The 13,956-nt window shown below is 62.3% G+C and carries 12 protein-coding genes; 8 read left to right on the top strand and 4 right to left on the bottom strand.

Going from position 1 to position 13,956, the window contains the following annotated elements; genetic code table 11:
• Positions 1-75: 75 nt before the first annotated feature.
• Positions 76-1,710 (bottom strand): DUF1800 domain-containing protein, encoded by a 1,635-nt coding sequence (locus PDMSB3_RS09145; RefSeq protein WP_232064253.1) that lies wholly within the window; start codon positions 1,708-1,710, stop codon positions 76-78.
• Between the two features lie 182 nt (positions 1,711-1,892).
• Complete coding sequence (locus PDMSB3_RS37820) at positions 1,893-2,213, bottom strand: hypothetical protein (RefSeq protein WP_007182019.1); 321 nt, start codon at positions 2,211-2,213, stop codon at positions 1,893-1,895.
• A 229-nt stretch (positions 2,214-2,442) separates the two neighbouring features.
• Here PDMSB3_RS37820 and ompR point away from each other — a divergent pair, with 229 nt between their 5' ends.
• The 4 genes from ompR to PDMSB3_RS09120 all read left to right on the top strand — a co-directional run bounded on the left by ompR (position 2,443) and on the right by PDMSB3_RS09120 (position 5,965).
• Complete coding sequence (gene ompR, locus PDMSB3_RS09135) at positions 2,443-3,177, top strand: osmolarity response regulator transcription factor OmpR (RefSeq protein ID WP_006048917.1); 735 nt, start codon at positions 2,443-2,445, stop codon at positions 3,175-3,177.
• Positions 3,178-3,278: 101 nt separating this feature from the next.
• Complete coding sequence (locus tag PDMSB3_RS09130; RefSeq protein ID WP_007182020.1) at positions 3,279-4,628, top strand: ATP-binding protein; 1,350 nt, start codon at positions 3,279-3,281, stop codon at positions 4,626-4,628.
• Positions 4,629-4,813: 185 nt separating this feature from the next.
• Positions 4,814-5,362: a peroxiredoxin gene (locus tag PDMSB3_RS09125; protein ID WP_007182021.1), complete on the top strand. Its 549-nt coding sequence runs from the start codon at positions 4,814-4,816 to the stop codon at positions 5,360-5,362.
• 78 nt (positions 5,363-5,440) lie between these two features.
• The gene (locus PDMSB3_RS09120; RefSeq protein ID WP_007182022.1) at positions 5,441-5,965 is read left to right on the top strand and encodes a carboxymuconolactone decarboxylase family protein; all 525 of its coding nucleotides are present in this window, start codon (positions 5,441-5,443) and stop codon (positions 5,963-5,965) included.
• A 58-nt stretch (positions 5,966-6,023) separates the two neighbouring features.
• Here PDMSB3_RS09120 and ispF read toward each other — a convergent pair whose 3' ends face one another.
• Together ispF and ispD are read right to left on the bottom strand one after the other, a co-directional pair.
• Complete coding sequence (gene ispF, locus PDMSB3_RS09115) at positions 6,024-6,503, bottom strand: 2-C-methyl-D-erythritol 2,4-cyclodiphosphate synthase (protein WP_007182023.1); 480 nt, start codon at positions 6,501-6,503, stop codon at positions 6,024-6,026.
• 45 nt (positions 6,504-6,548) lie between these two features.
• Positions 6,549-7,262, bottom strand: a complete 714-nt coding sequence (gene ispD / locus PDMSB3_RS09110; RefSeq protein ID WP_007182024.1) for a 2-C-methyl-D-erythritol 4-phosphate cytidylyltransferase — start codon at positions 7,260-7,262, stop codon at positions 6,549-6,551.
• A 121-nt stretch (positions 7,263-7,383) separates the two neighbouring features.
• Between ispD and mfd the strand changes: the two genes are divergently transcribed.
• From mfd to mscL, 4 genes are all read left to right on the top strand, one after another.
• Positions 7,384-10,866, top strand: coding sequence for a transcription-repair coupling factor (mfd, locus tag PDMSB3_RS09105; RefSeq protein WP_165185841.1), 3,483 nt, complete (start codon positions 7,384-7,386; stop codon positions 10,864-10,866).
• 164 nt (positions 10,867-11,030) lie between these two features.
• Positions 11,031-12,281 carry an acetylornithine deacetylase gene (gene argE, locus PDMSB3_RS09100; RefSeq protein WP_007182026.1) on the top strand — a complete coding sequence of 417 codons (1,251 nt, stop codon included), beginning with the start codon at positions 11,031-11,033 and terminating at the stop codon, positions 12,279-12,281.
• A gap of 54 nt (positions 12,282-12,335) precedes the next feature.
• Complete coding sequence (locus tag PDMSB3_RS09095; protein ID WP_007182027.1) at positions 12,336-13,370, top strand: pyridoxal-phosphate dependent enzyme; 1,035 nt, start codon at positions 12,336-12,338, stop codon at positions 13,368-13,370.
• An 89-nt stretch (positions 13,371-13,459) separates the two neighbouring features.
• Complete coding sequence (mscL, locus tag PDMSB3_RS09090) at positions 13,460-13,906, top strand: large conductance mechanosensitive channel protein MscL (RefSeq protein ID WP_007182028.1); 447 nt, start codon at positions 13,460-13,462, stop codon at positions 13,904-13,906.
• Positions 13,907-13,956 lie beyond the last annotated feature (50 nt).

Raw genomic sequence — 13,956 nt, 5'->3', positions numbered from 1 at the left:
CGTCACGGCGCGAGTCGTGTCGCCGTCGACAGGCAAGTTCATTTCCGCCGTTCGGCGCGAGCTTATTTCAGTCGCTCACTTCAGTTGATAAGCCGGATCCATCAGCAACGCTTCCAGATAGTCGCCCGCGGTCGAATCGGTTTCGATCGCGTCCACCGGCGCGAGCGGCAGGACCGCATGCTGCAACTGCAACTCGGCCGACAATCCGGGCCTCGCCGTGGGCGCGGTGTTGTAGTGCGCGAGCCATGTACCGATGTCGAAGCGTACGCCACCTTTGCCGCCTTGACCTGCACGGGCCATTGCGCGTTGCAGCGACGCGCCCGTCTGCATGTCGGGCGACGTGCCCCTTGCGGCGATCCTCGCGTTCGCCGGATTCGCCATGCGCCGCGGGCCGGCAGCCTCGGTCGCGCGGAACAGCTGTTCGACGAATTGCTTGCGGGCGAGCAGCGTGGAACTGTTGATCCATGCCGTACCGCGGGGCCATCCTTTGACGTTCGGCGGATAGAACAGGTTCTCGCCGAGCGTGCGGATTTGCGAGGCGAACGGCGCAGTGTTGTCGTAGCCGATATCGAACGCGCGCAGCGTGCCGACCACGAACTCAGCCGGCGACTTCACGAGGACGCCGCGATTGCCGTCGTCCCAGAATGCGTCGCTCAGAAAGATGCCGCGCAACGCGACCTTGATATCGTAGCGGCTCGCGCGGAACCTCGCCGCGATCGGCGCGATGCTCGACGGGTCCGGCGTATCCGAGACGAATTCGCGCCACAATCCGCTGGTCACGAAGGTGGCGGTTTCGGGCCGCGCGAGCAGGATATCGAGCACCTGATCGCCGTCGAACGGCCCGCTCTCGCCAAGCACAGTCTTCTCGCCGTCGTCATGCTGGTTGGCCCGCCACACGTAGGCCTGCGTGTCGGGGTCGAGACTCCATCCGGTGTATGCACGCGCGGCCTCCGCCACATCACGCTGGGTGTAATGCCCTTCGCCAAGCGTGAACAGCTCCATCACCTCACGGGCGAAATTTTCGTTGGGCTTGCCCTTGCGATTGCTCGCGCCATCGAGGTATTGCAGCATGGCGGGATCTTTCGCGATGTCGTGCAGGAGCTCGCCGAAGTTGCCGAGCGCGTCCCGGCGCAGCAGCAAGTTCTGCTGCGCCATCTGCTGCGGATACGGCACCTTGTCCTGGCCCGACGTGAAATGGTTATGCCAGAACAGCGTCATGCGCTCGGTGAGCGGTGACTGCGTAACCAGCATCTCGCGCACCCACCACGCGCGTAATGAGTCGTAGCGCTGTCCGCGCAATCGCCCCGCTTCGCGACGCTGAGCGTCGGTCCACGCCTTGCGCGTTTCGCGTGTCGGAACCGGTTCGAGAACCCAGTCGGGTAGCGGCGTGGCCGCCTCGGTGCGCGTACTCGCGAGCACTTTGTCGACGGCCTGCTCCCGCGTGAGTCCGGTGTATTGCGCGAGCTCGGCGCTATCCGGCGCGAAGCCGATGCGTGTCAGGAAGAAGCGCGCATCATCTGCATCGAGAATGCTTTGTTCGCGTTCTGAAGCCGTGCTTCCGTCAGCAATCGGCGCAGGGTGTCTGCGGTGCTGGACATGAAGTGCGCCCGACTGCATCGCGGCGGCCGGCGGACCGATCGTCACGACCGCCAAAGCGGCGGCCAATACTGCGAACCGACGGCGGCAATTACCACGTATGAGCAATCTCATCATCGGTCATCCGGATTGACGGGGGTCATGGAACAGGCATTCGAGCGTGCCATGCGTGCACAACGCGTTCGCATTGACGACTCAACGGCAGACGGGACGGGAGGTTGACCTTGGAAATGCAACGATTTTTTCACGCACAGGGAAGAAGCGTGGAACACGTGCCGGGACGGGCACGAAAATGGCTACCGCTTATAGAGTTCGCGGACAGCGTCTTCGATATGCTGCCGTAACAGACGTCGTTCGTCGGGCGTCATATGGCCATCACGACGGCGTTGATCGAGATCGGGGGGAACTGCAGTGCGCAAGATCGCGTCTGATGCGGGACGTTCGGCGGCGGGGTCGCGGCGATTCGGCTTGCCTGACTTGGGGGCATGCTCGCTCGCAGCTCTGCTGGCGGAAGGCTGGGCATGGGCGAGCGTTGGTCCCAGTGAGCCTGCAAGCGTACCGGCAACCGCCAGTGCAATAACGCTTAGGCGCACATTCGGCCAAACCCCTCCCTTCATGTTGTTCCCTTCGTGGCGCGGCAACCGGCTACCTCAAATGCGTATGCAAACCCCGGTAACGGGCCGGGTACGAGTGTTTTATTCGAGTGAAGTATCCACCGAACAGCCGCATTCAGTAAAGGAGTCTACCTGCCCCCGCTTTACGCCGTGCCACAGTGCGGGTAAATTTTGTAACTGACTGTAACCCGGTAAACGATGCAAACGCGCACCACTTTCTAATCGCGCTAAGATGCCGACCATGGAAACCAAAAACCCCTCGAAAATCCTCGTCGTCGACGACGATCCGCGCCTGCGCGATCTGCTGCGCCGCTACCTCGGTGAACAGGGCTTCAATGTCTATGTCGCCGAGAACGCACCTTCCATGAACAAGCTCTGGGTGCGTGAGCGCTTCGATCTACTGGTGCTCGATCTGATGCTGCCCGGCGAAGACGGCCTGTCGATCTGCCGCCGCCTACGCGGCAGCAACGACCGTACGCCGATCATCATGCTCACGGCCAAGGGTGAAGACGTCGATCGTATCGTCGGACTCGAAATGGGCGCTGACGACTATCTGCCCAAGCCGTTCAATCCGCGCGAACTGGTTGCGCGAATCCACGCGGTGCTGCGCCGCCAGTCGCCTTCGGAGTTGCCGGGCGCACCGTCCGAAACGACCGAGGTGTTCGAGTTCGGCGAGTTCGCATTAAATCTCGCCACCCGCACGCTCACCAAGGCCGGCCAGGAAATTCCGCTCACCACGGGCGAGTTCTCGGTGCTCAAGGTGTTCGCGCGTCATCCGCGCCAGCCGCTGTCGCGTGAAAAGCTCATGGAGCTCGCGCGCGGTCGTGAGTACGAAGTCTTCGACCGCAGTCTCGACGTGCAGATCTCGCGTCTGCGCAAGCTGATCGAACCGGATCCGGGCAGCCCGCGTTTCATCCAGACGGTGTGGGGTCTGGGCTACGTGTTCATCCCCGACGGTGCAGCCTGAGTTTGTTCTCGCCTCCAGTGTCGACCGGCGTTGGCGCTTCAGCGCTTACTCTGGTCTCATGCAAGGCCATTGCCTGCTTTGATTTCAGATAAGAAGGGCCCATGCGGATCGACCGGCGCCTCCTGACGCTCGCGTTCGGCGGCCTTTTCTGGCGGACCTTTCTGTTGATCGCGCTGTTGATCGCAGTCAGTCTCGCCGCGTGGTTCCAGAGCTTCCGTGTGATCGAACGCGAGCCGCGCGCGCAGCGCGTGGCATTGCAGCTCGTCGCCATCGTCAAGCTCACGCGTACCGCCCTCCTTTATTCCGATCCCGATTTGCGGCGCGCACTGCTGCAGGATCTGGAAAGCAATGAAGGCGTGCGCGTGTACCCGCGCGAAACCACCGACAAGTACAAACTGCAACCCGACGAATCGCTGAACCGGCTGATCGAACACGACATTCGCGGCCGCCTCGGCGACGACACCGTGATCGCGCAAAGCGTGAACGACATCCCCGGCGTATGGATCAGCTTCAAGATCGACGACGACGACTACTGGGTCGCGCTCGACCGCGATCAACTCGACAACGCCACCGGTTTGCAATGGGCCGGCTGGGGCGTGTTCGCGCTGGCGCTCTCGCTGTTCGGCGCGGCCTTCATCACGAGTCTGGTGAACCGTCCGTTCGCGCGTCTCGCCATGGCCGCGCGCAAAGTCGGCTCGGGGCAGTCGCCGGAGCCGCTGCCCGAGCGCGGCATGGGCGTGGCCGCCGAAACCAATCGCAGTTTCAACCAGATGGTGCAGGATCTCGAACAGCTCGAAGCCGACCGCGCGCTGATGCTCGCGGGCATCTCGCACGATCTGCGCACCCCGCTCGCGCGGCTGCGGCTCGAAACCGAAATGAGCCCGTCGGATCAGGCCACCAAAGACGCCATGGTCGACGACATCGAGCAGATGGACATGATCATCGGCCGGTTCCTCGATTACGCGCGGCCGGTGCAGCGCGTGCCGGAACCTGTCGACCTTTCCGTGATCGCAGGAGAACTGGCCGCGCGCATGCAGAGCGAAGACAGCATGCGGCTGATTACGCGGCTCGCGCCCTCGGCGGTGATCGAGGCGGACGAGACCGACATGCGGCGGGTGGTCGGCAATCTGCTGGAAAACGCGCGCAAGTACGGCTTGAGCGACGGCGACGGCATTCCGCACGTGATTCTCGAAACGCGCGTGTCGCACTCGCGGGTCGAACTGTCCGTGGTCGACGAAGGGCCCGGCATTCCGGAAGACCAACTGGCGCTTGTCACACGGCCGTTCTATCGTGTGAATTCGGCCCGTACCCAGGCGAACGGCACGGGCCTTGGCATGGCCATCGTCCAGCGTCTGGTGGGTCGTTACCGCGGTGCGTTGCGCTTGCGCAATCGCACGCCAGGACCGGGGCTCGAAGTTACCATCGAATTTCCGCTGGCCAAGGGCGTCTGACCGGAACCGGATCAACGCCCTTCTGCGACGGTCTGTCGCGTTGAATAATAACTATCCTGGTATTTAGTTAAAAACTATTGGATTAATAGTTTAATAGAGTTATAGTGAATCACGCGTAACGCGCTCGTCAGGACGAGCTGGTAGCCTCAACATGCTGTTTTTCCAACACACGAAGGAGCACTCGCATGAAAACCGTTGGCGATAAAGTCGAAGCGTTCACCGTCACTGCTGCAAAGCCGGGCTTTAACCATCATGAGGAAAACGGCGTCTCGGCGTTCGAAGAGATCACGGAGCAGTCGTTCCCGGGCAAGTGGAAGATCATCTATTTCTACCCGAAGGATTTCACGTTCGTGTGCCCGACGGAAATCGTCGAGTTTGCGAAGCTGGCCAAAGATTTCGAAGAACGCGACGCGGTGCTGATGGGCGGCAGCGTCGACAACGAATTCGTGAAGCTGGCATGGCGCCGTGAGCACAAGGATCTGGACAAGCTGAACCACTACGCGTTCGGCGACGTGAAAGGCGAGCTGATCGACCAGCTCGGCGTGCGTGACAAGGAAGCGGGCGTCGCGTTGCGCGCCACTTTCATCGTCGATCCGGACAACACGATCCAGCACGTATCGGTGAACAACCTGAACGTCGGCCGTAATCCGGAAGAAGTGCTGCGGATTCTCGACGGCCTGCAAACGGACGAACTGTGTCCTTGCAACCGTGCAGTCGGCGGCGCAACGCTCTAAGCCGTGCTGTCTGTCAAAAGCCCGCTAAGCTTGAACAGGCAGCGGGCTTTTTTATCGACAACCTTATAGGAGATCTCAATGGAATTCTTGTCTTCGATTAAGGCGCTTGTGCCTGACTACGCCAAAGACATCCGGCTGAATCTGGATGGGACGATTGCGCGCTCGTCGCTCGAAGGAAATGACGCTGTCGGGGTGGCGCTAGCCGCGGCATTCGCCGCGAAGAGCACGGTGATCGTCGACGCGATCCGCAATGCCGGCGTGCTGTCCCCGGAAGAAGCCAATGGCGCGCTGACCGCCGCTGCGCTAATGGGTATGAATAACGTCTGGTATCCGTACATCGAAATGACGGGCAGCGCGGATTTGAAGTCGCAGCCAGCGCAACTGCGCATGAACGCCTATGCGTCGCACGGTGGCGTGGACAAGCGGCGCTTCGAGATGTATGCGTTGGCGGCGTCGATCATCGGCAAATGCCATTTTTGCGTGAAGTCGCATTTCGACACGCTGGTTGCCGAAGGCATGAGTTCAACCCAATTGCGCGACGTTGGCCGCATCGCCGCGGTGATCAACGCGACCGCGCAGTGTATCGCCGCGGAAGGCAAGTAATCGAGAAATGCGCGCAGTGCAATGCCGTTCCCGCCGCTGCGCGCGTTTGTAGAGCCACTCAGTTTTTGATCAGCAGAACCGCGGCCTGAGCTTCGATACCTTCGCCCCGGCCGAGATAGCCGAGCTTCTCGTTGGTCTTGGCTTTGACGTTGACGCGCTCGATCGGCAAAGCGAGATCGGCGGCGATATTGGCCCGCATGCCCTCAATATGCGGCGCCAGCTTCGGCGCCTGCGCCACCACGCTGCTATCCACGTTGGCGATGGAAAAACCCGCCGCCGTCACGCGCGCAAAACATTCGCGCAGCAGAACCCGGCTATCCGCGCCGGCGAACTTCGCATCGGTATCCGAGAAATGGCGGCCGATGTCGCCCATCGCGGCGGCGCCGAACAGGGCGTCGGTAATGGCGTGCAGCAGCACGTCCGCATCCGAATGGCCGAGCAGGCCGCGCTCATAGGGAATCGTCACGCCACCGATAATCAACGGACGTCCCGGCACCAGCGCATGCACGTCGTACCCTTGCCCAATTCTGAAATCCATATGCGTCAAATCCTCAAGTCCGCTCGTTAAAATTGAAATCGCCGGTCACGAAACCGCTGGCCGGCTCAGAATGGCTTCGGCCAGATCGAAGTCTTCCGGATAAGTCACCTTGAAGTTGCGCAAGCTGCCCTGCACCAGTTTCGGCGCATGACCCAACCATTCGATCGCGCTCGCTTCGTCGGTCAGGTCGTGACCGTCGGCCTGCGCGCGCAGGATCGCCTCGCGCAACATGCCGATGCGGAACATCTGCGGCGTCTGCGCCTGCCACAAGCCGTCGCGCGCCTCGGTGCGGGCAATCCGGCCGTCGGCCGAGTTCGCGTCGATCCGCTTGAGCGTGTCTGCCACGGGCAAGGCCATGATGCCGCCTACCGCGTCGTCCTTCAGCGCGCCGATCAGCGTGCGGATCAGCGCGGGCGTGATGCCGGGGCGCGCAGCGTCGTGCACGAGTACCCAGTCGTCGTCGTGGGCGCCGAACTCGGCAAGCGCGTGCAGGCCGTTGAGCACCGAGGCCTGGCGCGAGGCTCCGCCGCTGCGGCGCACGGCAAAACGCAAGCCGCCGAAGCGGCGCGCGTCGAAATGTGCGTCATCGGGGGCGATCACGACGAGGGTTTGTGCAAACTCGCTGCAGGCGTCGAACGCCGCCAGCGAGTAATGCAACATGTCGCGGCCGGCGACAGTGCGATATTGTTTGGGCATCGCGGCGCCGGAACGGCTGCCGGTGCCTGCGCACGGAATCAGGGCAAATAGACGGGAAGTCACGAGTGCGGATGCCGCGAAGTCAAAGTAAAGGACGGATTTTATAATAGGTCCTTCGCATCCACGCCCCGACACGCGTAAACTTGCCGGTCACGTGTGAGCCTGAGGCCGCTTTTTCTCTTCTATGTCAGACATCGCCGCATCATCGCAGTACTCCCCGCCCGTCGCGCTCGTCAAAGCCGGCCAGCGTTTCGCCTTCGACGGCACGCACGGCTCGTCCGACGCGCTGCTGATCGCCCGCTACCATCTCGCCTATCGCGAGAAGGTGCCGCTGCTCGCGGTCGTGTGCGAAAGCGCTGTCGACGCGCAACGTCTGGCGCAGGAGATCGGCTTCTTTGCGCCCGAGGCCCGCGTACGGCTGCTGCCCGACTGGGAAACGCTGCCTTACGATACCTTTTCACCGCATCAGGATCTGGTCTCGGAGCGGCTTGCCACGCTGCACGATCTCGGCGAAGGCCGTTGCGACATTCTGCTGGTGCCCGCCACCACGGCGCTGTACCGCATGCCGCCCGCCTCGTTTCTCGCGGCTTACACGTTTTCCTTCTCGCAGGGCGAGCGCCTCGACGAAGCGAAACTCAAGTCGCAACTCACGCTCGCCGGCTACGAGCACGTCAGCCAGGTGGTGCGTCCGGGCGAATACTGCGTGCGCGGCTCGCTGCTCGATCTCTATCCGATGGGCTCGCCCTTGCCCTACCGGATCGACCTGTTCGACGACCAGGTCGACTCGATCCGCGCGTTCGACCCGGACACGCAGCGCAGCCTCTATCCGGTGAAAGACGTGCGCCTGCTGCCGGGCCGCGAATTCCCCTTCGACGAAGCCGCGCGCACCGCATTTCGCAGCCGCTGGCGCGAGACTTTCGAGGGCGACCCGAGCCGCGCGTCGATCTACAAGGATATCGGCAACAGCGTGCCGTCCGCGGGCATCGAATATTATCTGCCGCTCTTCTTCGACGACACGGCCACGCTGTTCCATTACCTGCCCGAAGGCGCGCAACTGGCGTTCGTCGGCGATCTCGACGCGGCGATCCGGCGTTTCACCAACGACACGAAGCAGCGCTACAACTTCCTCTCGCACGACCGCGACCGGCCGATTCTGGAGCCGCAGCGTCTGTTCCTGTCGGACGAAGACTTCTTCACGCTCGCCAAGCCGTTCGCGCGGCTCGCGCTGCCCGCCAACGCGGGTGGCGGCTGGTCGACTCCGTTGCCGAACCTGGCAATTGACCGTCACGCGGAAGATCCGGTCGCGGCCTTGCGCGTCTATCTCGACACCACGCCGAACCGCGTGCTGTTCGCCACGGAATCCGCGGGCCGGCGCGAAACGCTGTTGCAGCTGCTCGCCGACAATCATCTGAGACCGGCATCGAGTGACAGTTTCCAGGACTGGCTCCTTGGTGACTCGCGTTTTTCGTTGGGCGTCGCGCCGCTCGCCAACGGTTTTGCCGTCCCCGTCGACGGCATCGCGATCATCACCGAAACCGAGTTGTACGGTCCGCTCGCGCGTCGCGCGGGGCGCCGCCGCCAGGAACAGGCGAGCAACGTCGATTCGATGGTGCGCGATCTGTCCGAGCTGAAACTCGGCGATCCGGTCGTGCATTCGCAACATGGCATCGGCCGTTATATGGGCCTCGTCACGATGGATCTCGGCGAAAGCGAGACCGAGTTCCTGCACCTCGAATACGCCGGCGACAGCAAGCTGTATGTGCCGGTCGCGCAGTTGCACGTGATCTCGCGCTATAGCGGCGCCGATCCGGAAAGCGCGCCGCTGCACTCGCTCGGCTCGGGCCAGTGGGAAAAGGCCAAACGCAAAGCCGCGCAACAGATTCGCGACACCGCAGCCGAGTTGCTGAATCTTTACGCGCGCCGCGCCGCACGTTCAGGCCACGCGTTCGCGCTCGAACCGAAAGACTATGTGAAGTTCGCCGAGAGCTTCGGCTTCGAGGAAACGCCGGACCAGGCCGCCGCGATCGCGGCCGTGATCGGCGACATGACGAGCGGCAAACCAATGGATCGTCTGGTATGCGGCGACGTCGGCTTCGGCAAGACCGAAGTCGCGTTGCGCGCGGCCTTCATCGCGGTCATGGGCGGCAAGCAGGTGGCGCTCCTCTCGCCCACTACGCTGCTCGCCGAACAGCACACGCAAACCTTCACCGATCGCTTCTCCGACTGGCCGGTGCGGATTGCCGAACTGTCGCGCTTCAAGTCGACCAAGGAAGTCAACGCGGCGATCCACCAGATCAACGAAGGCACTGTCGATATCGTGATCGGCACGCATAAGCTGCTTTCGTCCGACGTGCAATTCAAGCGGCTGGGACTCGTGATCATCGACGAGGAACATCGTTTCGGCGTGCGTCAGAAAGAAGCGCTGAAGGCCTTGCGCGCCGAAGTGGACGTGCTCACGCTCACCGCCACGCCGATCCCGCGGACGCTCGGCATGGCGCTCGAAGGCCTGCGCGATTTCTCCGTGATCGCCACCGCGCCGCAAAAGCGCCTCGCGATCAAAACCTTCGTGCGGCGCGAGGAAGACAGCGTGATTCGCGAAGCCATGCTGCGCGAGTTGAAACGCGGCGGCCAGGTCTACTTCCTGCACAACGAAGTGGAGACGATCGAGAATCGCCGGCAGATGCTCGAAACGCTGGTGCCCGAAGCGCGCATTGCGGTCGCGCATGGACAGATGCATGAACGCGAACTCGAACGCGTGATGCGCGACTTCGTGGCCCAGCGGGCCAACGTATTGCTGTGCACGACCATTATCGAAACCGGCATCGACGTGCCGACCGCCAACACCATCCTGATTCACCGCGCCGACAAGTTCGGTCTCGCGCAATTGCATCAGTTGCGCGGACGCGTGGGCCGTTCGCATCACCAGGCCTATTCGTATCTGCTGGTCCACGATCCGCAAGGGCTGACCAAACAGGCACAACGCCGCCTCGAAGCGATCCAGCAGATGGAGGAACTGGGCTCGGGCTTCTATCTGGCCATGCACGACCTCGAAATTCGCGGCACGGGCGAAGTGCTCGGCGACAAACAGTCGGGCGAAATTCACGAAATCGGCTTCCAGCTCTATACCGACATGCTGAACGACGCCGTGAAGGCGCTCAAGGAAGGCAAGGAGCCGGATCTCACCTCGCCGCTCGCCGCGACCACCGAGATCAACCTGCACGCGCCGGCGATTCTCCCCGCGGACTATTGCGGCGATGTGCAGGAGCGTCTGTCGCTGTACAAGCGGCTGGCTAATTGCGAACACAACGATTCGATCGACAGCATTCAGGAAGAGTTGATCGACCGCTTCGGCAAGCTGCCGCCGCAAGCGCATGCACTGGTGGAGACGCATCGCCTGCGGCTCGCGGCGAAACCGCTGGGCATTCTGAAGATCGATGCCGGCGAAACCGTGATCGGCCTGCAATTCATCCCCAATCCGCCGATCGACGCGATGCGGATCATCGAGATGGTGCAGAAACACAAGCACATCAGGCTCGCAGGCCAGGACAAGCTGCGTATCGAAACGCGCAGCCCCGATCTCGCGGTGCGTGTCGCCACAGTCAAGGAAACCTTGCGCGCGCTCGGCACGCCCAGCCGCGGCACGGCGGCCAGCGTGGCCGCGCGATGACGCCATGCATCGCGGCGGCCTAGCGCCGCGTTAAGAAACGAAGCGCGAAAACGAAGCACGTCTGGCGTTTTTCGTTCATGCTGCGGCGCGCAAACACGCGCCGCCGCGTACGGGCGGCCTTTTTTTTGGGTATGATCGAAAGACTCAAATGCCGGAGTCTTGTCATGTCTCACGTCGCTGAATCAGCGCAGTCCTCTCCGCAGTCGCCCCAATCGCCCGCCTCTACGTCGAATCCCGTTTCACCTGTTTCACTGCCCTGGGTCACGCGTCTCGTCTCGATGGACACGGTCAGCCGCAATCCGAATCTGGGCCTGATCGAATCCGTGCGCGACGAGTTGCGGGCCGTCGGAATCGAGGCCACGCTCACGCACGACCCAAGCGGCAAATGGGCCAACCTGTTCGCGACGATTCCCGCCCATGACGGCGAAACGAACGGCGGCGTGGTGCTCTCGGGCCATACGGACGTCGTACCCGTAGACGGCCAGCAATGGGACAGCGACCCGTTCAAGCCGGAAATTCGCGGCGACAAACTGTACGGCCGCGGCACCTGCGACATGAAAGGCTTCATCGGCGCGGCGCTCGCGCTCGTACCGGAGATGCAGCGCGCGAGGCTCGCCAGGCCGATTCACTTCGCCCTCTCGTTCGACGAGGAAGTGGGCTGCGCAGGTGCGCCGCTGCTGATTGCCGATCTGCTCAAGCGCGGCGTGAAGCCGGACGGCTGCATTGTCGGCGAGCCGACCAGCATGCGGCCGATCGTGGCGCACAAGGGCATCAACGCTTATCAGTGCTGCGTGCGCGGTCAGGCGGCACACTCGTCGCTCACGCCGAAGGGCTTGAACGCGATCGAGTACGCCGCGCGTCTGATCTGCTACATCCGCGACATGGCCGATCAGTTCCGCGAGCAAGGTCCGTTCGACGAACTGTACGACGTGCCGTTCACCACCGCGCAAACCAGCACGATCGTGGGCGGCAATGCGATCAATACCGTGCCGGCCGAATGCAGGTTCCAGTTCGAATTCCGCAATCTGCCCACGCTCGACCCCGAGCCGATTTTCGCGCGCATCGATCAATACGCACGCGAAACGCTACTGCCGAAAATGTTGCGCGAGCATCCATCGGCGGCGATCGAGATTACGAAGATTGCCGCGGCGCCCGGACTCGATTCGTCTGAACAAGCGGCCATCACGCAACTGGTGCGCGCATTGACCGCCGATCAGGACAAGCGCAAGGTCGCTTACGGCACGGAAGCCGGCCTCTTCTCGCTGGCGGGCATTCCGAGCATCGTCTGCGGCCCCGGCAACATCGAGCAGGCGCACAAGGCCAACGAATTCGTCGCGCTGGATCAGCTGGTGGCGTGCGAGCGCTTCCTGCAGAAATTCATTCACAGCATGTCGGTCGAAGCGCACGCGCACTGAAACCGGCCGGCATAAAAAGAGTCTTACACATACCGCTCCCCGCACGCCCACGCCATGTCAACTGCCGCGCCGCAACACACTGACCATACGATCGACGGCGAGCCGATCCCCACGCTCGACGACATCGCCGCGCAGCATTTTGCGTTGGCGCCGTGGGTGGCTCGAACGCCGGTCTTCGACAGGCTGGACTTTCCGTCGCTGGAAGGCACGCTGGTGAATTTCAAGTTCGAGTTGTTGCAGGCGGCCGGCAGCTTCAAGGCACGCGGCGCCTTCACCAATCTGCTCGCACTCGACGAATCCCAACGCAGCGCGGGCGTCACCTGCGTGTCGGGCGGCAATCATGCGGTGGCGGTCGCGTACGCGGCCATGCGGCTCGGTATCAGCGCCAAGGTCGTGCTGTTTCGCGCGGCCAATCCGGCGCGCGTGGCGCTGTGCCGGCAATATCGCGCCGACATCGTGTTCGCGGAAAACATTGCCGAGGCGTTCGAACTGGTGCGCCGTATCGAGGCTGAAGAAGGCCGCTATTTCGTGCACCCGTTCAACGGCTATCGCACGGTGCTGGGTTCGGCCACGCTCGGTTACGAATGGGCCACGCAAACGCCCGATCTCGAAGCGGTCATCGTGCCGATCGGCGGCGGCGGCCTCGCCGCGGGTGTCGCGACCGCCATGCGGCTCGCGAATCCGCATGTGCATCTCTATGGCGTGGAACCCGAAGGCGCGGACGTGATGGGCAAGAGTTTCGCCGCCAATCACACGGTCAAGATGGGCAAGATGCAGGGCATTGCCGATTCGCTCATGTCGCCGCATACCGAGGAATACAGCTACGAATTGTGCCGCCGTCATATCGATCAGCTCGTCACGGTATCCGACGACCAGTTGCGCGCGGCCATGCTGACCTTGTTCGGACAACTGAAGCTCGCCGTCGAACCGGCCTGCGCCGCCGCCACCGCCGCCTTGCTCGGCCCGTTGCGCGAACAGCTGCAAGGCAAACGCGTGGGCGTTCTGCTGTGCGGCACCAATACCGACCCGGTCACATTTGCCGCGCATATAGAACGCGCGCGGCATAGCGAGTCACTGTTTCCTCAATAAAAGAAACAATCCTCGGTTCCCGGCCAAAAGACTAGCCTATCGTTCTCAGGTTGGTATCATTCGAATATCGACTTCTGGGAGGAACCTCTATGAGCATGGTCAAGGAATTCAAGGAATTTGCCCTCAAGGGCAACGTGATGGATCTCGCCGTCGGTGTGATTATCGGCGGCGCATTCTCCACCATCGTCAATTCAATTGTTAAAGACCTGATCATGCCGGTTGTCGGGCTCGCCACCGGCGGCCTCGATTTTTCCAACAAGTTCATTCGTCTCGGGGAGATTCCGCCTAGCTTCAAAGGCAGCCCCGAGTCGTATAAAGACTTGCAAACGGCGGGCGTTGCCGTATTCGGTTATGGCTCGTTCATCACCGTGCTGATCAATTTCCTGATTCTCGCGTTCATCATTTTCCTGATGGTCAAGTTCATCAACAATCTGCGCAAGCCGGCCGAAGCCGCACCCGCGGAACCGCCGCCCACGCCGGAAGACGTTCTGCTGCTGCGTGAAATCCGCGATTCGTTGAAGAACTCACCGCGTTAAGCATTCCGGCAAATCAGCCGCCGGTAAAAGCAAAAGGCCTGTTGCGATCC

The organism is Paraburkholderia dioscoreae (assembly GCF_902459535.1).
GTDB classification, from domain to species: Bacteria; Pseudomonadota; Gammaproteobacteria; order Burkholderiales; family Burkholderiaceae; genus Paraburkholderia; species Paraburkholderia dioscoreae.
This window is presented reverse-complemented; position numbering and strand designations above follow the sequence as displayed.

Bases quoted from the DNA above. Each gene is read 5' to 3' on its own strand.
- PDMSB3_RS09145 (WP_232064253.1), bottom strand. From the start codon at position 1,710: ATGAGATTGCTCATACGTGGTAATTGCCGCCGTCGGTTCGCAGTATTG.
- PDMSB3_RS37820 (WP_007182019.1), bottom strand. From the start codon at position 2,213: ATGAAGGGAGGGGTTTGGCCGAATGTGCGCCTAAGCGTTATTGCACTG.
- ompR (WP_006048917.1), top strand. From the start codon at position 2,443: ATGCCGACCATGGAAACCAAAAACCCCTCGAAAATCCTCGTCGTCGAC.
- PDMSB3_RS09130 (WP_007182020.1), top strand. From the start codon at position 3,279: ATGCGGATCGACCGGCGCCTCCTGACGCTCGCGTTCGGCGGCCTTTTC.
- PDMSB3_RS09125 (WP_007182021.1), top strand. From the start codon at position 4,814: ATGAAAACCGTTGGCGATAAAGTCGAAGCGTTCACCGTCACTGCTGCA.
- PDMSB3_RS09120 (WP_007182022.1), top strand. From the start codon at position 5,441: ATGGAATTCTTGTCTTCGATTAAGGCGCTTGTGCCTGACTACGCCAAA.
- ispF (WP_007182023.1), bottom strand. From the start codon at position 6,503: ATGGATTTCAGAATTGGGCAAGGGTACGACGTGCATGCGCTGGTGCCG.
- mfd (WP_165185841.1), top strand. From the start codon at position 7,384: ATGTCAGACATCGCCGCATCATCGCAGTACTCCCCGCCCGTCGCGCTC.
- argE (WP_007182026.1), top strand. From the start codon at position 11,031: ATGTCTCACGTCGCTGAATCAGCGCAGTCCTCTCCGCAGTCGCCCCAA.
- PDMSB3_RS09095 (WP_007182027.1), top strand. From the start codon at position 12,336: ATGTCAACTGCCGCGCCGCAACACACTGACCATACGATCGACGGCGAG.
- mscL (WP_007182028.1), top strand. From the start codon at position 13,460: ATGAGCATGGTCAAGGAATTCAAGGAATTTGCCCTCAAGGGCAACGTG.